General features: G+C 40.6%; 15 protein-coding genes. 6 read left to right on the forward strand and 9 right to left on the reverse strand.

Annotated features, from left to right (window positions below):
- Positions 1-184: 184 nt before the first annotated feature.
- A complete protein-coding gene (pckA, locus tag ABJV04_RS20385) occupies positions 185-1,795 on the forward strand; it encodes a phosphoenolpyruvate carboxykinase (ATP) (protein WP_348493493.1) in 1,611 nt (536 codons plus the stop codon).
- Positions 1,796-1,951: 156 nt separating this feature from the next.
- On the opposite strand, the gene ABJV04_RS20390 is transcribed toward pckA, so the two are convergent.
- From ABJV04_RS20390 to ABJV04_RS20420, 7 genes are all read right to left on the reverse strand, one after another.
- Positions 1,952-2,953: a LacI family DNA-binding transcriptional regulator gene (locus ABJV04_RS20390; RefSeq protein WP_348493495.1), complete on the reverse strand. Its 1,002-nt coding sequence runs from the start codon at positions 2,951-2,953 to the stop codon at positions 1,952-1,954.
- A 150-nt stretch (positions 2,954-3,103) separates the two neighbouring features.
- The gene (locus ABJV04_RS20395) at positions 3,104-4,642 is read right to left on the reverse strand and encodes an MFS transporter (RefSeq protein ID WP_348493497.1); all 1,539 of its coding nucleotides are present in this window, start codon (positions 4,640-4,642) and stop codon (positions 3,104-3,106) included.
- Positions 4,643-4,645: 3 nt separating this feature from the next.
- Complete coding sequence (locus tag ABJV04_RS20400; protein ID WP_348493499.1) at positions 4,646-5,974, reverse strand: GH1 family beta-glucosidase; 1,329 nt, start codon at positions 5,972-5,974, stop codon at positions 4,646-4,648.
- 249 nt (positions 5,975-6,223) lie between these two features.
- Entirely contained in the window at positions 6,224-7,708 is a 1,485-nt protein-coding gene (locus ABJV04_RS20405) for a tryptophan halogenase family protein (RefSeq protein ID WP_348493501.1), read from the reverse strand.
- Positions 7,709-7,722: 14 nt separating this feature from the next.
- A complete protein-coding gene (locus tag ABJV04_RS20410) occupies positions 7,723-8,757 on the reverse strand; it encodes a cupin-like domain-containing protein (RefSeq protein ID WP_348493502.1) in 1,035 nt (344 codons plus the stop codon).
- 59 nt (positions 8,758-8,816) lie between these two features.
- Complete coding sequence (locus ABJV04_RS20415) at positions 8,817-9,545, reverse strand: SapC family protein (RefSeq protein ID WP_348493504.1); 729 nt, start codon at positions 9,543-9,545, stop codon at positions 8,817-8,819.
- A 205-nt stretch (positions 9,546-9,750) separates the two neighbouring features.
- Positions 9,751-12,780, reverse strand: coding sequence for a TonB-dependent receptor (locus ABJV04_RS20420; protein WP_348493506.1), 3,030 nt, complete (start codon positions 12,778-12,780; stop codon positions 9,751-9,753).
- 579 nt (positions 12,781-13,359) lie between these two features.
- On the opposite strand from ABJV04_RS20420, the gene ABJV04_RS20425 reads away from it, so the two are divergent.
- The gene (locus ABJV04_RS20425; RefSeq protein WP_348493508.1) at positions 13,360-13,611 is read left to right on the forward strand and encodes a hypothetical protein; all 252 of its coding nucleotides are present in this window, start codon (positions 13,360-13,362) and stop codon (positions 13,609-13,611) included.
- Between the two features lie 103 nt (positions 13,612-13,714).
- Positions 13,715-13,933, forward strand: coding sequence for a hypothetical protein (locus ABJV04_RS20430; protein ID WP_348493510.1), 219 nt, complete (start codon positions 13,715-13,717; stop codon positions 13,931-13,933).
- An 82-nt stretch (positions 13,934-14,015) separates the two neighbouring features.
- On the opposite strand, the gene htpX is transcribed toward ABJV04_RS20430, so the two are convergent.
- Positions 14,016-14,888: a protease HtpX gene (htpX, locus tag ABJV04_RS20435; protein ID WP_348493512.1), complete on the reverse strand. Its 873-nt coding sequence runs from the start codon at positions 14,886-14,888 to the stop codon at positions 14,016-14,018.
- Positions 14,889-15,325: 437 nt separating this feature from the next.
- On the opposite strand from htpX, the gene ABJV04_RS20440 reads away from it, so the two are divergent.
- Both ABJV04_RS20440 and ABJV04_RS20445 read left to right on the forward strand, forming a co-directional pair.
- The gene (locus ABJV04_RS20440) at positions 15,326-15,724 is read left to right on the forward strand and encodes a cytochrome c5 family protein (RefSeq protein ID WP_348493514.1); all 399 of its coding nucleotides are present in this window, start codon (positions 15,326-15,328) and stop codon (positions 15,722-15,724) included.
- Between the two features lie 61 nt (positions 15,725-15,785).
- Entirely contained in the window at positions 15,786-18,407 is a 2,622-nt protein-coding gene (locus ABJV04_RS20445) for an EAL domain-containing protein (RefSeq protein ID WP_348493516.1), read from the forward strand.
- Here ABJV04_RS20445 and rep read toward each other — a convergent pair.
- Entirely contained in the window at positions 18,390-20,408 is a 2,019-nt protein-coding gene (gene rep, locus ABJV04_RS20450) for a DNA helicase Rep (RefSeq protein ID WP_348493518.1), read from the reverse strand. The two genes, ABJV04_RS20445 and rep, sit on opposite strands and share 18 nt — an antisense overlap.
- A 148-nt stretch (positions 20,409-20,556) precedes the next feature.
- Here rep and ABJV04_RS20455 point away from each other — a divergent pair, with 148 nt between their 5' ends.
- Positions 20,557-20,817 (forward strand): accessory factor UbiK family protein, encoded by a 261-nt coding sequence (locus ABJV04_RS20455; RefSeq protein WP_348493520.1) that lies wholly within the window; start codon positions 20,557-20,559, stop codon positions 20,815-20,817.
- Positions 20,818-20,832: the final 15 nt, after the last annotated feature.

Consider the following 20,832-nt stretch of genomic DNA (forward strand, 5'->3'; position numbering starts at 1 on the left):
GCCCTTACATCCATTGAATTTAATGAATAATTATAACTTATCGCTTTTTTTTTTAATTGAGTGGCATCTAAGTCTAGTTTTTCCCTTTGAGACCCTTTAGTGTTAGGGAGTCTAACTTTAATAACAAAGTTAGTTTAAAAACAAAAATAATAATAAAAATATAAAACCCTACGGAAGATAGTTCATGAAGACTGAAAAACTAACCAAATATTTAGACAAGAACGGCATTCTGAATGCCACGGAAATCATTCATAATCCATCCTATGAGTTTCTGTTTGAAGAAGAGACAAAAAGTGATTTAGTTGGTTATGAAAAAGGTGTTGAAACAGAACTCGGTGCGGTGTCAGTAGACACAGGTATTTTCACTGGACGTTCACCAAAAGATAAATACATTGTTCGCGATGACACCACCAGAGATACAGTATGGTGGTCTGATCAAGGAACAAATGACAACAAACCGATTAACACTGAAGTTTGGGATCATTTAAAACAAACGGTTACTCAACAGTTAAGTAGTAAACGTCTATTTGTAGTCGATACTTTTTGTGGTGCGAATGCAGATACCCGCTTAAAAGTGCGCTTTGTGACTGAAGTTGCTTGGCAAGCCCACTTTGTGAAGAACATGTTTATCCGTCCAACGGAAGAAGAGCTTGAAGACTTTGAACCAGACTTTTTGGTTTTAAACGGCTCGAAAACGGTTAACGACAAATGGCAGGAGCAAGGTTTAAATTCTGAAAACTTTGTGGCTTTCAACCTTACTGAAAAAGTACAAGTAATTGGCGGTACTTGGTACGGCGGCGAAATGAAAAAAGGTATGTTCTCGATGATGAACTACTTTTTACCATTAAAAGGCATTGCCTCAATGCATTGCAGCGCCAACGTGGGTAAAGATGATGATGTGGCTATTTTCTTCGGTCTATCTGGTACTGGAAAAACCACCCTTTCCACCGATCCACACCGAAAACTCATCGGCGATGACGAGCACGGTTGGGATGACAATGGTATCTTCAATTTCGAAGGCGGTTGTTATGCAAAAACCATCAACTTAAGCAAAGAGCAAGAGCCAGAAATTTATGCTGCCATACGTCGTAACGCGTTGTTAGAAAACGTTACCGTTGACAGCAAGGGTAAGATCGATTTTGACGACAACTCAAAAACCGAAAACACTCGAGTTTCTTATCCTATCGATCACATCGAAAACATTGTTCTGCCTATCTCTAAAGCCGGCCACGCCACTAAAGTTATCTTCTTAACGGCTGATGCGTTTGGTGTACTTCCACCGGTTGCCAAGTTAACTCCTCAGCAAGCTGAATATTACTTTCTATCCGGTTTTACTGCCAAGTTAGCTGGTACAGAGCGAGGCATTACCGAACCTACACCAACCTTTTCAAGTTGTTTTGGTGCGGCATTCTTGAGTTTGCACCCAACCAAATACGCAGCGGTTTTACGCAAACGTATGCATGCTGTAGGCGCAGAAGCTTATTTGGTAAATACAGGTTGGAATGGCACCGGCAAACGTATTTCCATTAAAGCGACACGTGCAATTATTGACGCCATCTTAGATGGTTCCATTAATCAAGCGGAAATGGACGAGCTTCCTATTTTCAATTTGTCGATTCCTAAACATTTACATGATGTTGAAGACAAGATTCTAGATCCTCGTGACACATACGAAGAAGCTGGAGAGTGGACCGAAAAGGCGACTAATTTAGCGACTTTGTTCACTGAAAACTTTGTGAAGTTTACTGACAACGACGAAGGAAAGGAAATTTCAAACTCTGGACCTAAGCTATAAACTGAGCTCTTTGCTCATGCCATTGTTTTGAAATTGCCAACTTTAGAGTTGGCAAACTTAAAGTAAATAAAAAAGCAGCAAGATGATTAAATCATCTTGCTGCTTTATTTTTGGTTACCTCAAATTGCGTCGAAGAAATAATAAAAGGAGGAACTTTTAAGCTTTTTTAATCACTGATAAACGCTCAATGAGTTTAGGCTCGAATACTCTCTGAATGTCTTGGTCAGACTCTTTATACACATATTTTAATACCCATTGGGCTGCCATTCTGCCCATTTCTAAAACTGGGTTATCAATAGTGGTTAATTTGGGAAACATATGTTTGGCAAATAACACGTCATCAAAACCAATTACCGATAGATCTTCAGGCAAGGTTAAACCATGCTCTCTGGCACAACTCATGGCTCCTGATGCCATCTCATCATTAGAACATGCTAATGCACTAAAACGTTGTCCTGAGCTAAGCAGATAATTCATCCCTGCAATACCACCGGTTTCTAAATAATCTCCCACATAATGAAGCTTCTCGTTAAAGGCAACACCATATTCTTCTAACGCTCGTTTATGGCCAATTAAACGTTGTTTAGTATCGTCCTTGTAAGTTGGGCCGCTAATATAAGCTATGTCTCTATGACCATGTTTCAGAAGGGTTTTAGCGGCCATATAACCACCAGCTTGGTTGTTGACGATGAAACACTGCTCTTGCATGCTTTCAACAACACGATTCATTATTAAAATGGGGAGTTTGGTTTTATTTAGCTCTATTAAATATTCGTCAGAAATGGCTTCGGAATGAACGATCAATGCGTCGCATTGCCGACTAATAAGAAAATCTATACCGTCTTTTTCTTCTGCTTCTTCATCATGGCCGGCTGAAATAATCACGTGCTTACCAGCCGCTCTTAATTCAGTTTCCACACCACTCATCATTTGTCCAAAGAAGGAACTATGCAGATTAGACACTAACAGGCCAATACTATTTGCTTTATTTGATGCCAGTGAACGAGCAAAGTTATTAGGCACATATCCAAGCTCTTTCATTGCACTCATGACTTTGTCGCTAGTACTTTTTCGTACTTTCACATTGCCATTCATGACTCTGGAAACTGTTGCTAAAGACACGCCAGCATGTTTTGCCACTTCGTAAATCGTTGCCATAAATTTTGCTATTTTTCGCCCACAGACTAGAGGATAGCTAGCCTACTATACAATCGCCACCTTGTAATGGTTATTTGTTTGGCATTTCTAAACATCCGATGTGTGTTGTGAAAAGGCTAGTGTCAGTGATATTAGCTAACAAACAACGGCCTAAACCAACGCTCTTTGTCCCTTGAGCTCTAAAGTGATTCGTTGCTGTTGTTTATCAGTAATAGGATAAAACAACATCAAAATTGCCGCTGCGACACCAAAAAACGCAGGTATCCAGCTCATTAGCAGTTTAATGCCAGGTAGACTATCTGCCACAGTGCTGGGGTTCATGCCATCATAACCATAGCTAGACAGCACAACCAATACTAACGCGCCAGCAAAACCGCCTCCGGTTTTTTGTACAAAGGTGCCTGCTGAATAGACTAAGCCCGTTGCTCTTCGCCCATTTTTCCATTCTGAATAATCTGCAGAATCGCCTAACATTGAAAAAAACAATGTTGGGAAAATAGCAGCACAAAACTCGGCACAACAACCTAATACAAACACTAAGGTGACATTGCCCTCGGGGATCCAGTAAAAACAGGCAGTAAATCCGCTACCAATGAGTAAAGAACCAATAAATAACAGTCGACGACCAAAAATTCGCGCTAAATAAGATGTACTCAATGCCCCAAAAATGGATACCACCAGCAAGGCAACAAAAAATTGCCCAGTCATTAACTCATCACCGATTACGTACTTAAAGTAATAGGCAATCACACCATATTTAATGCCGTTAAACATCATGGTTAAAAACCCCATACCTAATAAAATTAACCATGGTTTATTGGTTATCAAATCAATCATATCTTGTTGAGTCGAGCTGATTTGCTCTCGGGGCTTAGCCAAAAAGCGTTTAATCAGCAGCCAAGTACCAAGCATTACAACGGCAAAACATATTCCTGTGATTAGATTACGGTAGTAGAAAAACGCTGTTATGCTCATTAAAGGAAATAAAATGAAGGGCAGATTTTTGCTCAGATCCCAAAGTTCAGTTTTCAAACCCGTGCTGTTATTGATAACAGGTTTCACCCGCTCTTTGGTGGATAAAAAGGTAAAAACCATGAGCCCGACTAATAACCCTGCAAACAGATACATTGTGGATTGATAGCCTTGCACATCATTACCTTGGCCAAATAAGTCAACAAAATAGGGTAAAAACCCCATCACTAATAGACCGCCAAGAAATGCCCCAGCAAACCGATATGCAGAGAGACTGGTGCGTTCGACATCACATTCAGTCATCACCCCCATTAACGCTGAATAAGGGACATTATTAAGGGTGTAACAAAGGGTTAAACCAATGTAAGTCACATAGGCGTAGATTAACTTGTTGCTTGCCGACCAATCTGGAGTGGTAAAACATAAGACCATGAAAAGGCCCAATAAGGGTGTGGAGAATAAAATCCATGGTCTAAATTTGCCCCAACGGGATTCTGTTCGGTCGGCAATCATTCCCATAATGATATCGGTGATACCATCGGATAACCTCACCACTAAAAATAACATTGCGGCCGCAGCAGCAGTCAAACCAAAAGTATCAGTATAAAAGACCGCCAAATATGCAAGCGCGCCACGCCAAACTAAATTGGCGGCAGCGTCTCCCATGGCATAACCGACCTTTTCAATTATCGGCAACTTGCTTACTTGGCTTTGCATAATTTACGACCTACTTGTGATTAGTTGCTTGTATGCCAACCCACTGTTTTTAATAGTGCGACTTTGAGTAAGGTAATCAACATATACAATCCCAAACCGCTTCTCGTAGCCTTCTGCCCACTCAAAGTTATCCATTAAACTCCAGGCAAAGTAGCCAGCAATATCCACTCCTTGCTCATTGGCATAGTCAACTGCGTTAAGGTGGGACTGAAAGTAATCTATTCTGTCTTGATCATTCACTTTGTCTTGTTTTATTTCATCCTGCATAGCCGCACCATTTTCAGTAATGTAAATAGGTGGCAACGTATAACGCTGATGCAGTGATATTAATAATTCAGAAAGTGCTTTTGGATAGATTTCCCAGCCCATATCAGTGGTAGGCACACCTTTTGGTTGTAACTCTTCATACCAACCTTTGCCATCACTACGATATTTTAAACGGGTATAAAAGTTAACCCCTAAGAAGTCTAATCGTTGACTAATTAAATCCATATCACCAGGAAAGATATCTGGGCGATTTTGTGGCTCGATGAGATCTATCACATCAGGATATAGACCTTCCATTACAGGACGCATATACCACTGATTAATATACTCATCGGCTAATTTGGTGGCCTCGGTATCGGCCTGAGTCTCAGGATAACAAGGGGTGAAGTTAAGTACGATACCCGCCAAAGTGTCAGGGCAGTTGCGACGCAAGGCTCGCATGCCTAAACCGTGGGCGAGTAATAAATGATGTGCTGATTTTCTGCCGTTTCCTTGACCGCTTTTGCCCGGCGCATGCTCTCCACTCTCGTAACCTAAATAAGCTGAACAGAAAGGTTCGTTTAAAGTGGCATAAGCATAAACACGATCGCCTAGGGCTTTTGACACTAGGTTCACGTAGTGTTCGAAATGAAAGGCAGTTTCACGATTTAACCAACCACCCTGCTCTTCTAGGTGTTGAGGTAAATCCCAATGATATAAAGTGACAAAAGGTTTAATCTTGCGCTTAAGCAACTCGTCCACTAAATCAATATAAAACTGCATACCTTTTTCGTTTAACGTACCGTCTTTTTTAACCACCCGAGGCCAAGAAATAGAGAATCGATAAGCATCAACACCCAAAGACGCGATCAACTCCACATCTTCCTGCCAAAACTTTATATGTTCACAGGCTACCAAGCCATTAGAACCATCTGAAATTTTTCCTGGCGTGGCGCAAAACGTATCCCAAATGGATTCTAATCGGCTATCCGCAGCCCCTTCAATTTGAAATGAAGAGGTAGCAACACCGAACACGAAGTCTTGGTTCAGTAATTTTGATGACGATGGTAAGGAAAGCTTATTCATGATTTGATATTTACTAATTTTAGTTAATGGTTAATCGGTTTCTATTTACAGGTTTAGCATTGATAAAGCGCTTAAAAACTTTGTCGTAACTGCTTAAAGTTTTGGCTAAACTGACAAATGAAAGCGCTTTCATTTAGGTTAGTTGGATCAGCTTCAAAAAGCAATGCTTAAGGTTAAAAAAATGTAAATCGCTAAGTTAAAGAGTCATAAACATCTAATTTAATTGATTTTATTGCCAACTACACATGGCTACTTGTTTTGTTGGCTATACTGTTGAATAAAGTCTTGATGACTAGGAAGCTGAGCAACGCCGTTGGCTATTGATTGTTCCATCGACGCTAAGAATTTTTCCAACTCTTTCACTGGCATTGCGGTAACACTAGGATGATATTGTTTGGGCTCAATTCCCTGACCAAGCATTACTTGGGTCCAAGAATCCACCCTAAACAATTCACCATCAGCTTGAAAAGCGTGGGCGTGATCAGCAAACAACCTGATTCGATGGGCTAAACTCTCTGGTACTTCCATGTTTTTACAATGTCGCCAAAATTCGCTGTCTTGGCGCTGCGTGACATGATAGTGCAACACGATAAAGTCGCGAATTTTTTCGATTTCATCGGTAGCTTGTTGATTGTATTCGTTGACTACCGAATCAGATATTTCTCCACAGGGGAAAAGCCTAAGTAAGCGAATAATACCCATCATGATCAAATGGATACTGGTTGATTCAAGAGGCTCAACAAAACCACTGGCTAAACCCAGAGCTAAACAGTTTTTATTCCAATGTTTTCGACGTCGACCCGTTCGGTATTTAATTACTCTTGGTTGGGTAATCGCTTGCCCTTCGATATTTGCAAGAAGATATGCTTTCGCCTCTTCATCGCTCATGAATTTACTGCAATAAACTATGCCATTGCCAACTCTGTGCTGTAATGGGATTCGCCACTGCCAGCCACTTTGATGGGCAATAGACCGAGTAATAGGGGCGACTTCCCCGGTTGATTCAGTTTGTACCGCAATTGCGCTGTCACAGGGCAACCAATGAGACCAATCCTCATATCCTGTATGCAAAGCTTGCTCAATTAACAAACCTCTGAAGCCAGTACAATCGATAAAGAAGTCACCTTCAATCAGCTGTCCAGAGTCCAATTTCAAGCTAGAAATGAATCCATTTTTCGGGTTCTTATTTACCTCTGCAATTTTACCTTCAACACGCTTCACCCCGCGAGATTCGCTAAACTTACGTAAGAATGCGGCGTATTTACTCGAATCTAAATGGTATGCATAGTTGATGGATAATTTGTCCGATAGGGCAAACTTATTAGCCCTAGCAGCTTCTAGTTCAAAACAGTACTTGCCAAAGTCCTTAGCAACTCCCTGCTCTTTCCCATACAACCAAAAATGATGAAATGGCGCGATAAAACTTTCTTTTCCTGTCATACCAAACGAATGTATGTAGCTATCCCCTTGCTTCCCCCAATTATCAAACTGTATGCCTAATTTAAAGGTGGCTGAGGTTTCCCTCATAAACTGTGACTCATCAATGCCTAAAAGTTTATTGAACACACGCATAGGAGGAATGGTTGCTTCCCCAACGCCAACTGTGCCAATTTCCTCTGATTCTACCAAAGTCACATTTATCACTGACGGCATCTGTTTAGCCAAGGCCGCTGCGGCTATCCAACCTGCCGTTCCGCCTCCTGCGATGACCACATTCTTAATTTTTCTGTTCACGTTTAAAGGTCCATTTATCGATTTAGTTTATTGATTAACATGGCGCGAAGCTGACGAGACATCATTTCATCCATAGGCGCTAAGAAGCCCTGTGCTTCGGGCGGTAAATGTTCGGTTGGTTGCTCCCCCTCGCCAAAAATATAGTAATCAAATATGTGCTTCCAACCCGCTTTTTCATGTGCCGGTTTATCGCGAAGACTTAACATTGCGTGATACAGCACATTCATCGCTGCGCCCATATATTTTTCTGCATCACTCCACCAATAGTTCACTAAAATATTGTAGGAACTTAGTGCTTCGACTTGATGCCACCACATACTAGGGATATAGATACCATCGCCAGGCTCTAACTCTGCCACTTGTCCCACAGCTAAAGCATGTTTAACCTTTGGGTATTTTTCGAAGTCTGGATTGTGTAAGTCGACCATTGTAATGACAGGTCCCCCAGGGGTAGGCGCTAAGGGTCCTGGATATAAATTAGCAATTTGATCCGGTGGGAAAGTGATAAAACGGCGCTTTCCTGAAACCACGCAGGCAATATTGTCGGACGCATCATAATGACATCGGGCAATGGATCTATTGCCAATCCAGATACTGGCTACCGGTGATTCCGTGGCGGATGATTTTGAGGTGACAGGAATATGCAAATTATTTTCATCACCTAGCCCCGGAAAGTTAGCATCAATAACGTTTGAGGCAATGTAATAACTAGGTGGTTGTTGGTCATAAAGGTGTTCAATTATTAGTTCTAAAACCTCATCTACTCGTGCTTTTTTAGACTCATAATTTAGTTCAGTCGCATTTTCGTTATAGGCATACTTCCCATCTATTGCGGGCTCTCCGAAATAAGCAAATACCGGCTTTCCATTGTAGAACGATTTTAAATAATCAACGCTTTTTTGCGGAGATTGCAAGCCAACCTCAACCAGCTTCCAATGTTTAACCAAGCCTTTAAGTACCACAGGATGTTGATACTGATGAATATCATTGGGTATTTCACCTGGCTGGCAATGGATAATAGCTTCAGTTTGTTTGCTGATACTTAACATCTGAATTCTAAGCTCGACTTATTAGGCGATTAAGGCACTGCTTATGGAAGCCAGATATCTTATGAAAGCTTGGCATTTTTGCGCTCAATCAACTTTCTAACATTAGTGACAGATGCCACAACTGCGTATGCCAACTGCAAAGCCCCAGATTGATTGAGTTCAAATAGTTGATCTGCTGATAGGGCAGCTAATTTCTCCTCATTAATGGTGAAATTCCCAGTTAGTTTGCACTTTTCGCCATTGTTTAAATCAAACTCAATGTTAACCGGTTCAATCAAATCGCAAGACGTGAAGCCAGTAAACATCTTATCTTGAATAGCCATTCCTTCATGGATGGACTGTAAACGCGTTGCAACATGGTTCAAATAAGGACTGTTGCCACCGTGTTCTAGAAACAAGGGTTGCCCTTTATCATTGGACACTTTGGGATGTTGCATATCAATGTGAATAACCGGAGAGGGGTCAGAAAGAGGATCTTGTTGCTGAAAACCGATAAGAAAGGGCCCACGTTCCATCATCGCTGGTATGTAATCCGCGTCCCAACCTGAGGGCGTGGTGTTACTTAGAAAAAGGTTTTCATCTTTTTGCAAACCAAGCATAACAACACACTGGTATTTTTTCGTTTGTTGGTCTAGTTGAAAGAATATTGGATACTCTTTTTGTAACTCGACAAATTCCGGTGGAAAAACCAATACGCTGGCAACATCATCGGCAAATTCCTTAGCATAATGAGCAAGAACCCTAGTGTCTTTGTGATGCACATTATTCAAAAGCACATGTTTAGCCATTATCTTCCCTCGATTAATTTTTACTTATTTGCTATTTCGAATCAGCAAACTAAAAATCAAATTATTCATACCGAAGCCTATAAAATATAAAAACCAGTTTGCAGCATCTTCATATCCTATTCCATTATCCTTAAAAACCGCAATAGTTTGCGGCTAGAGATAAAGGCAACAACACTTGCTGTGTTGTTGCCAAGGTTGGGTATGATTAAAACTTATAACGAGCGCCCATTTGATAACGAGCACCTAAATCGGTGGCGTACCATAATTGGGTTTCGTTTCGAGCATGTTCACGAATGTCTTCTTCGGTAATATTTAAACCTTCAAAGAATACCGTGAAATGATCGTTAATATCATAGCTAACATTCACATCAAGTTGAGTATAAGACTCTACATAACGTGGGTTATTCGAACTGCCTTTATTCACCTCAGCCAGGTATTTATCACGCCAGTTGAGAGCAAGACGGGCTTGGAAGCCATCTTTCTCATACATAGCCACTAAGTTAGCTGTGTCACTCAAACCAACTAAAGCAAATTGCGACTGATTGGGATCAGCTTCATTATCAAACCCAACATCACCGCGCACGACCGTATAATTTGCCTGTACACCAAAACCACTATCACCGAAGAAATGTTGTACCGCAAATTCAGCACCATAAATTTTTGCAGCGCGATTATTGTCTGGAGTGTTGGTACGGAAAATAACTTCAGGATCATCCTCATTGGCGACCAAATCCCAACCATCAGTTTCTGCTAATTGTTGAATTTGTTCAGGCGTACCAGTGTAATCGTCAGCGCCTCCAGGGAAAGCTTCGGGTTGACTGAGTAAGACCATCATCGCGTAAAGGGAAGTATCATCTAACGCAATATCCCTATCAGCTAACGCTTGGGCTGCCGCCTCGGCGCGAGGGCCTCCAGTTACGTCTCGAATCCCCAATAGTGGTTGATCAACTTGACGACTACCTAGGAAGTTAACCACATTTTTTTGAAACAAGCCGGCTGACACATAACTGGTTTCATCGTAGTACCATTCCAAGGATAAATCGACGTTAGACGACTCTAAAGGCAATAACGCTGGATTTGATGCATCCGCTGTAGGCTGTGCTCCCAATAATGTTGAACCACCACCGCCCGCAAAGTTTGAGGCTGAAACACCTAAGCTACCAAATCCTGCGCGCGCGATAGTTTTGCTATACGAGAAGCGTCCAATCAAATCATCTTGAATTTCCAGTTTTAAATCCAGACTGGGTAGCAAAAAGTCATAGTCGCTATCTGCTGAAACATAGCTTGTTTCAGAACCATCAACGTAAGCCACCACGTCATTATTATCTTCCCATTGGAAATAGTTACGACTAATGAGTGAAGTTGAAGTCACATCCGTCGTTTCATAACGAATACCGGTTAAGATGCTAAATGGCATTTTGCCAATCTCACCTTCCAAGGAGACTTGCACATAAGCAGCAAGGGTATCTTCTTGGATCGTATCATCAAATGACAACGCATCTTCAACGCCACTTGGAATACCTGGGTATAGTGTTTCAGCTGCCGTATATAAATCAGGCGCATTAGCAATAAAACCATAACCACCTGGGTTGGTCGAAAAGTCATCGAACTCGCCCGGCAAATCAAATGGTTGAATCAAATCACCGAACTCTCCGGGATTAGCAACCCCCCAGTTACCCAAGGCAATATTGTTACCTGCGGTTTGAAATGAACGAGACTCCATTTCACGCGCTTCAACACCAAAGTCGAAATGTCCGCTATCAAGGAAGTAAGTTGCATCCAGCTTGTATTGAGTAATGCTAGACTTTTGACTAGCGTTTCTTATTCGAGCAATTGATGAACCAACATCACCAGGATCCACTTGGCCATTGTTATTTGCGCCTCGGATACTGTCATCATATACATTGCTATAAGTGGGCAAATCGCCATCCCAGAACCATTCTCTAGAAGTGACTATTGGTGCCCCTAAACCTACCGCCAGTTCACCAGAACCTCTAGGACCTGTGCCGCGACTGTGCATCGTTGAATCGTGAGCATCAAACATGATTTTAAAATCATCATTCACATTGTATTCAAAGTTTACGCCCACTGAGTCTAGTGTATTAGTCTGTTCACGCCATTGTTGCTCGTAACCCTCGTCAACGCCGCCAGCATAACTTTCGGTTATGTAGATAGGTGTTTTTACTGCCGAGTTATCAAACTCAACGGTGCCCGTATTAGTTCCAATTTGTAACCAGTTACCTATTTCACCTCGCTGTTCTACTATTTCATTTTCTGCGAAGGTGTAATCAAGTGATGCTTTAAAATCATCGGTGGGTGCAAACTGCAAGGTTAATTGCATGTTGTCACGAGTTCTCTGAGTATTAGAAAAAGCATAGCGGATATCATTTGGGCGAGCGTAAAGCTGCCCTTGTTCTGGCGCATTAATATAATTGGCGTCAGCGTTGTTCCACATTCTGTCTGGATCAGCAATATCATCCCAATAGTCAATATTCCAGTTATTTACCGTTGCCCCGGTATAACCTGAGTCGCGTTCTTGGTGAACAGCAGACAAACTAACTCCAAAAGTCTTTTCGTCATTGGCGTAACTCATAATCGCAGAAAGCTCTGGGGTTAAATCGTCGCCTGTACGATTAGTAGTGTCATGCACTGCTTTTGCACCAACGGTTGCAACAAAGCCCTTTTGATCGAGAGGCTTGCCAGTAATAATATTAATAGTTGCACCAATGCCGCCGGTGGCTATATTGGCCTTCCCTGTTTTGTAGACTTCAACAGCTCTAATACTCTCTGAGGCTAAGTTTGCAAAATCAAATGACCGAGTGTTTCCACTTTGAGTTGTGCCATCGGCCCCTGAGCCCGCACCATAGGTTATCGCTGCCGGCATGGTTCTACCATTTAAGGTAATCATGTTGTTTCCGCCGCCGAAACCCCGAACCGTCACTTCAGAACCTTCGCCATTAGAACGACTAATGGAAACACCGGTTATTCGTTGTAACGACTCAGCGAGGTTTGTATCTGGAAATTTGCCTATATCTTCAGCGGAAATAGCATCAACAACCCCCGCAGACGAACGTTTAATTGCAGCAGCTTCCTGTAAACTGCCACGTAATCCCGTAACTTGAATAACCTCGACATCTTCGACCTCTTGCGCGGCAAGCGGTGCGCACAGCGAAGCTCCTAAAACGAGCGACAGACTCTTTGCTAGATGGGTTTTTGCAAACCGTATTTTAGTCATGTTGTTTTCTCCCAAAAAACTAACTTGATTGTACTCATTACCACACTTTTACTTGCGCACTTCCTGCTCTTGCCACCCAAAAGTTGTAAAGTTATTGTAATAACAAGCTAAATGTAAGCGCTTTCATTAGAATAGAGTACGAAAATCAGACCGTCAACTCATAATCATCAAAACTGACAAAGTTATTAACTAATAATTTACAAAAACCGCAACTAAAACACTCAACAACACAAACCTAAACTATTGAATTAGCTCAGCTTTATCATATTCGGGGTGATTAATAGTCTATGAATCAGGTGGGGGAATTAAATTTTTAGTCATCCATAAATAAGCGATTATTAACTAATAATTAACAACAAACAGTGATTTTTTGTTGTTTGAAGCACACTTTTTTAAAGTTCTCATTGTTAATTATTTGTTTGTGATGGAGCACTAAATAACACCGTTAAAATAAACCTCAAAAGACAATAAGATTAATTCTAATCAGAATATTTACGTTTCCACTGACCCAGATCAATATGATTTAACTACTAACTGATTAAATACTAAACAAGGTTTTAGAATAAGGGAGTCCCCTCCATGACAAACTCAAGGGTCATGACTTTACTTAAAGTGGTGATGTTTTCAGGTCTATGTTTAATCACCCTTGGCATTTATTTACACCTTTTTAATCAGACCATTGACGAAATGGGAGTACAAGGAATCATTATTAGTGCAGCCTGTGTAGCAGTAGGCATGGTTATGTCACTGCCGACGAAAATGATAATCACCTTTATATTAGTTAAACGAGAATCTGAGCATACGGATCGGGTTTTAAACAACAGAACATAGAGAAGCCTGCAACTTTATTGATAATTAATTGAGCGATTTATTGACTAAATTTCATTCGATTGTATACTGTATAAAAACACAGTTAAATTATTGAGAGGACGTTATGACAAATGAATTAGTTAACTTGCACGATTCAATATGCGAATCCACTCGCTGTGAAATACAGCAACAAAGGATCAATCAAAAAAATAAAGACAGAGCTGCTCGTGATAAACAATTTGATAATTTAATCAATCGTTTAGATAACTTGAGAATGTTAGCAAAATCGAGAAATAGACAACCTAGTGCCCAAGGCAGAGTACAAACCAGTTTTGCTTTTTAGATTATTTTTGAAACAACTAGTGCTCGTTTATTATTGAAGCTTAGTAAATATATTAAGCTTTAAAAAACCTAGCAGAGCTGGTTTAGCCAGCTCTAAGGTTTTCAATACGCTTTTCCAATGGAGGGTGGCTTGAAAATAACTTTTGTATTTTACCTGCGTTGATTGCAAAAGCAGCCATTTCATCAGGCATATCAGGAGTACCCTGAAAGCTCTTCAATTTTGCCAAAGCAGCAATCATGTTTGCCTTACCTGCGAGTTTTGCGCCACCTTCATCGGCTCTAAACTCCCGATATCGTGAAAACCACATAACCAAGGTCATAGCTAAAAAGCCAAGAATAATTTCAGCAATGATAGAGACTATCCAGAAAGCCGGTCCATGACCTCTTTCAACCTTGAAAACAACTCGGTCAACAATGTGTCCAATAACCCGAGATAGGAAAACCACAAAAGTATTTACGACTCCCTGAATTAACGTCATGGTCACCATATCACCGTTAGCTACGTGACTTACTTCGTGAGCTAGAACCGCTTCAACTTCATTCTTATTCATGTGGGCTAGCAACCCTGTGCTAACCGCGACTAACGCATTGTTGCGATTCCATCCGGTAGCAAAGGCATTGGGCGACTGACTATTGAATAAACCCACCTCTGGCATACCAATACCGGCCATTTCAGCTTGTCGACGAACAGTATCAACAAGCCAGCGCTGTGTTGTGTCCGTTGGTTGTTCAATAACGTGCACGCCCATAGACCGTTTAGCCATAAATTTTGATAGGAACAAAGAAATGAACGCACCGCTAAAGCCTATAACACCTGAATAAATCATCAATGCGGTTAAATCTAAATCAACCCCATTTTCCGCTAGAAGCCCTTGAAAACCCAAAAGGCTAAATGTCAGACTTAGCAATGCAATAATCGCTATATTGGTGCCTAGAAATAGAAATATTCTTAACATTCATTACTCCTTTTTATCGTGATAAATGCTCACGGAATGTAGATGCTGAAATTAACTGTTAGGTGAATTGGCAAAAGTAAACCCAATTGTCTCAATTAATATGGGTCTTTACTAAAGTTGTGCAATACATATTTATACTATTTCTTAAAATTTTTAGATGTTTTTTCGTGTAAACTTAGGCGAAATGTTAATTAGGGTTTGGGTCAAACAAACTAACAAACCTAAAAATATGAAAAATTTGTCATTTTTTAAGGCTAAATTAACACTTATTGTTGGTTAGAAGACGCCAAAAAGAGTTAAACTCTGTGGATTAGCCAAATTAGAGTGAAGATAAATAGCAATTTCAAAGTAAATTGTTGTTCAGTATCAATAACTCGCTATAATTTGTTATTCTTTAGTGAACGTTAGAATTTAAATTTAGATCGTTGGAGATTATTGTGAAATTAAAAGCGTTGTTGAGCGTGTTAGTTGGAAGTTTTTTGATGTTTGCCGTACAAGCGCAAAACATGTCTGATGAAGATATCAAGTCCCGCATCGAACCTGTTGGTTCAGTACATGTTGCTGGTGCTAAAGCTGACTCAGCTGCCGCTTCTGGTCCTCGCTCTGGTGAAGACATTTATAATACCGCTTGTTTCGCTTGCCATGCATCAGGTGTATTAAACGCTCCTAAGCTTCACGATGCAGCCGATTGGTCACCACGATTGGAAAAAGGAATCGATGAAGTTTTGCATAACGCACTAAACGGAATTGGCTCTATGCCTCCAAGAGGAACCTGTGGCGATTGCTCTGATGATGATATTAAAGCAGCAATAGAATTTATGATTGAAGGTGTCTAATTTTAGCGGCTTTCGCCAGTGCATGGTTCTTTGTAATTAATCTATTTTCGGATTAAGTATATTGACTGAAGACTTTGATACAGGCCAATTAACTGTTGAAGAATTAAGGGAAATAATCCCGCAGCTACAACAGTTAACAGAGAAATATAAGCGCTCTGAACATATTCAAAGAGCGCTTTTTGACATCTCTGAATTAGCTGGTTCTATCAGCGAATTATCACGCCTGTACGCTGCAATTCATGAGATTATCGGGCAATTTATGAATGCCCAGAACTTTTTCGTAGCCCTTTATGAAAAAGACGACGAATTTGTCGAATTCCCCTACTTCGTCGATCAATTCGATGAAAATGTTATTAAACAAATCCCTGCAAAAGATTTACTAGGTGGTATCGCCGGTTATATTCTCAAATCTGGTCAGCACTTAGTCTTAAGCGAAGAAAACTTCGAATCAGAATCTAAAAAACGCAACTTCAAAGCCATCGGCAAAACCCCTGTGGATCTCATTGGCGTACCACTAAAGCGCGGTAATAAAGTGATTGGCGCTATGGTCGTGCAAAGTTACGATAAAGCAGTTCGATACGTTGAAGACGAGTTAGATTTGCTGTTATTTGTTTCTCAACATATTGTGAACGCCTTGGATAGGGTCAAAAGTAGGGAATTAACTGAACAAACAATTCGCGAAAGAACTAAACAGCTTCGTGAAATTAACGATGAGCTTCAGGACGAAATATTAGAACGTCAAAAAGTGGAGTCTTTACAACAAGCACTTTTTGAAATATCAGAAATAGCCGCTTCTGTGGAAGGGGAAATGTCGGATTTCTACGCTAGTTTGCATGATATTCTAGCCCGATTACTAAGTGCACCTAACTGTTATGTAGCAATAATTAACGAGAAAAGTAACTCCTTAGAATTTCCATATTACAGCGATGAATTAAGTGACGTTGTCAAATCAAGGCCACTCAGTAATGGACTCACTGAGTTCGTATTGCGTTCAGGTAAAGCTGAATTAATCGATACGGATCGTTTTAATGATTTAACGGTTAAAGAGCAATTAGATCAAACCACCATAAATAACATGATCAAACACAATAACTCATGGATAGGGTCTCCTCTGTATGTAGATGGTGTTATTTCCGGAGTTATCGCGGTTCAAACCTATGGTAAAGATTCAAAATACACTCTCAAGGATCTGGAGTTATTAAAATTTGTCTCCCACCATATTGCTGTTGCCATAGAACGCAAACAATCTGCTGAAGCTATTCAGAAATATAATTTACAGCTGAGTCGTAAAGTCCGAGAAAGGACCGATGAGCTGCACCAAACCAATTTATACTTAAAAAAACAAATTGAAGAACGTAAAGAGATTGAGTTAAAACTTATTCATGATGCCCATCACGATGCCCTCACAGATCTCCCAAATAGAGTCATGTTTAATAGTCGATTGGAGTTAGCTGTCGCTAATAAAAATCGATACCCTGAACACCAATTTGCAGTTTTATTTATAGATTTAGATAGATTTAAACAAATAAATGACAGTTTAGGCCACCACACTGGTGACCAATTCTTGATTGAAGTTTCCAAACGAATCTCTAAATGTATACGAGCTCACGACCTGCTGGCTAGGTTAGGCGGTGACGAATTCGTAATTCTATTAGATAGTTTTGACGATTTCAGTGATGTAGAGGAAGTGGCTAATCGCATTATTCAGACCCTCGCTATTCCCTTTACCTTTGATAATAAAGAAATGTTTTCTGGGGCCAGTATTGGTATCGCCAGTATTGAGCAAGGCTACGAGTCAGCTGACGAACTGATCCGTGATGCAGATGCGGCTATGTACCAAGCTAAGGCGCTGGGTCGCGGGCGCTTCGTTTTATTCGACACTAGCATGCGTCAAAAGTTATTAGAGGAATTAGAATTAGAGAACGAATTCAGAAAAACACTGAACGAAGAAAATTTCGACTCTCAAATTCAAGCTATCGTAAACTTTCAAACCAACTCTGTTTTATATCATGAGTTTTTTGTACGCTGGATCCATCCCACAATCGGAAAAATAAAGCGGGAAAAGTTTTGGAAAGTCGCACAAGGTAGTGGTCTCACAGTAGAAATCGATAACTTTATGTTAGACCAAGCAGTGAAAGTTTTGCAGCATTGGAAAAAATTAGGTGATAACGATTCAAGCCGAAAAATCGCTATTAATTTATCAATCAATCACTTATCGCAAAGCCGTTTAGTGAATCAGATAATCGAAAGAGTAAAAGCAGCTAACATTAATCCATCCAATTTAGTATTTGAGTTTGATGAAAACGAGCTCAACCTAAGATCACAATTTATGCTTCCAGCGATTAAAAAGCTAAAACGTTCAGGGGTAATATTGGTTTTAGATAACTTTGGAAGCGGCCTTGCGTCGTTAAGCTATTTATATAGCTACCCATTTGACTACGTTAAAATTGATAATAAGTTCGTCAAATCAATTACTCGCTCAAAACGTAATTACAATCTAATTCGTTCAGTATTAGCTATCTCCAGTCAGCTGTCTTTTAAATTGATTGCTGAGGGTATAGAAAATGAAGAACAGTATAATAAGCTTGTTGATGCTGGTTGCACCTTAGGCCAAGGGCACTTTATACAGTCACCAATCAATATGACGACTGTATTAGAACAGAACTCATTTCCCACTAGATAGAATATTTCTTAAATTCGCTATTCCAGTTTTCCCCTTTTGCTGGCGAACCTCTGGACTATCTTTTACCTTTTTATGCTCCCAAATAATATCGTCTTGGGGTAACTCGTACAGAAAACGACTGGGCTCTGGTTGAATTACTTCGCCAAATTGACGACGCTCTTTACTTAAAGTAAAAAACAGTTCTTTCTGTGCTCGGGTAATACCTACATAAGTAAGTCGGCGTTCCTCTTCAATATTATTTTCATCAATACTACTTTGATGGGGCAATAAACCCTCTTCCATTCCAACCATGAAGACATAAGGGAACTCTAGTCCTTTGGATGCATGTAAGGTCATAAGCTGTACTTGATCTGACTCCTCAGCATCCTCATTACGTTCCATCATATCCCGCAGAATTAGTCGATTTACTACCTCAGATAAGCTCATCGGCGGATCCAACTCATTTCCTTCGAGCATATCGCTTATCCAGCCAAAAAGGGTACTGATATTCGCCATTGCCATTTCAGCCGCTTTGGGGCTAGTACTAGATTCATATAGCCATTCTTCATACTGCATGGCCTTAATCATCTCTCGAATAGCGGCAATACCGTCACCACGGACTGCGTTATCAGCGGCCTCGACAATCCACCGACTAAAAGACTCGATACTTTGCAGAGCTTTTCCGCTCAACACACTATGTAATTGGGGGTGGCAAGCAGCCTCAAAAATCGAACAACCCAACTGATTAGCAAAACTACCTAGTTTTTCTAAAGAAACACGACCTATTCCACGGGTAGGAGTATTGATAACTCTAAGCAGTGCGTTATCATCATCTTGATTTACCAATAATCGCAGGTAAGCCATCAAATCTTTTACTTCTGTACGCCCAAAAAATGACATACCCCCATTGATTTTATAAGGGATGCGGTTACTCATCAGTATTTTTTCAAATAGGCGAGACTGGTGATTTCCCCGGTACAAAATCGCGTAATCCTTGAACTGGGTGTTTTTCATAAACTTATGGGCAAGTAATTCAGCCACCACACGTTCAGCCTCATGCTCTTCATTCTTAGCAATAAGCACTTTGAGGGGCTCACCGTAGCCTAATTCTGAGAACAGTCTTTTTTCAAATACATGGGGGTTATTTTGAATAAGGATATTAGCAGTATGCAGAATTCGCTCTGAGGAACGATAATTTTGCTCGAGTTTTACCAGCTTTAGGCTAGGAAAATCTTGTTGTAAAAGTGCCAGGTTTTGTGGCCTAGCGCCACGCCAGGAATAAATAGACTGATCATCATCACCCACAACTGTAAATCGAGCACGCTCGCCGACTAACAGTCTCACCAACTCATACTGACTGGTATTGGTATCTTGGTATTCATCGACTAATAGGTATTTGATTTTGTTTTGCCATTTTTGCCGTACCTCTTGATTGTTTTGTAACAACAAGGTTGGCATCAATATCAAATCATCAAAATCCAGTGCATTGTAGGCTTTAAGGTGGGTCTGATACTCATGGTAAACTTTCGCAAACTCAACCTCTCCCGGCGACAAAGCTCGTTTTTGCAGTTGCTCTGGCATGATTAAGTCATTTTTCCAATTAGAAATACACGACTGCAACAGACTTAACTGCTCTTTATCACCATCAATGGTGTCTTCTGTTAAGTCTTTTAAGAGCGCCATGGTGTCTTTATCATCGAATAGAGAAAAGCCGGGTTTAATACCTAAGCTACGAAACTCAGACTTGATGATATTCAGCCCCATGGTGTGGAAGGTAGAAACCTTAAGGCCGCGAGCGTCTTTTTTACCCATGGTTTGAGAAACTCGCTCTTTCATTTCTCTAGCTGCTTTGTTGGTAAAAGTAACCGCTGCTATTTGACGGGCAGGAATACCACACTCTTGAACCAAGTAAGCAATTTTATTGGTAATCACTCGAGTTTTACCGCTACCAGCGCCTGCGAGCACTAAGCACGGGCCAGAGATAAATTTAACTGCTTGATTTTGACCGTCGTTGAGTTTCATGAATGCATCTTTAAAAAATGGCCGGGAATTGTAAAAAATTAACGATGGAATTGCTAGCTCCGTTGCCTCGAATCAGGAGTTTTACTACAAATGCAGCAACTTCAACATAGCTCTGATACAATTATGCTTTTAGACGGAGACTCTACCCATGTTGGACCCGAAAAAGCTGGAAGATATTGCAAAGCAAATTACAGACTCTATTCCCCCCGGTGTGAAAACCATGGCTGAGGGTGCTGAAGCGAAAGTAAAACAAGTTCTTCAATCACAATTGAGTCGACTTGAATTCGTTAGCAGAGAAGAATTTGATGTGCAAAGCCAAGTTCTGATCCGCACTCGGGAAAAACTTGAAGCCTTAGAAGCTCGACTGGACAAGCTAGAAAACCCGACGCCATCAACTGACGATAACTAAAGGTTTATTTAGTCA

It is taken from the genome of Aliiglaciecola sp. (assembly GCF_039982535.1).
In the GTDB taxonomy this organism is placed as follows: domain Bacteria; phylum Pseudomonadota; class Gammaproteobacteria; order Enterobacterales; family Alteromonadaceae; genus Aliiglaciecola.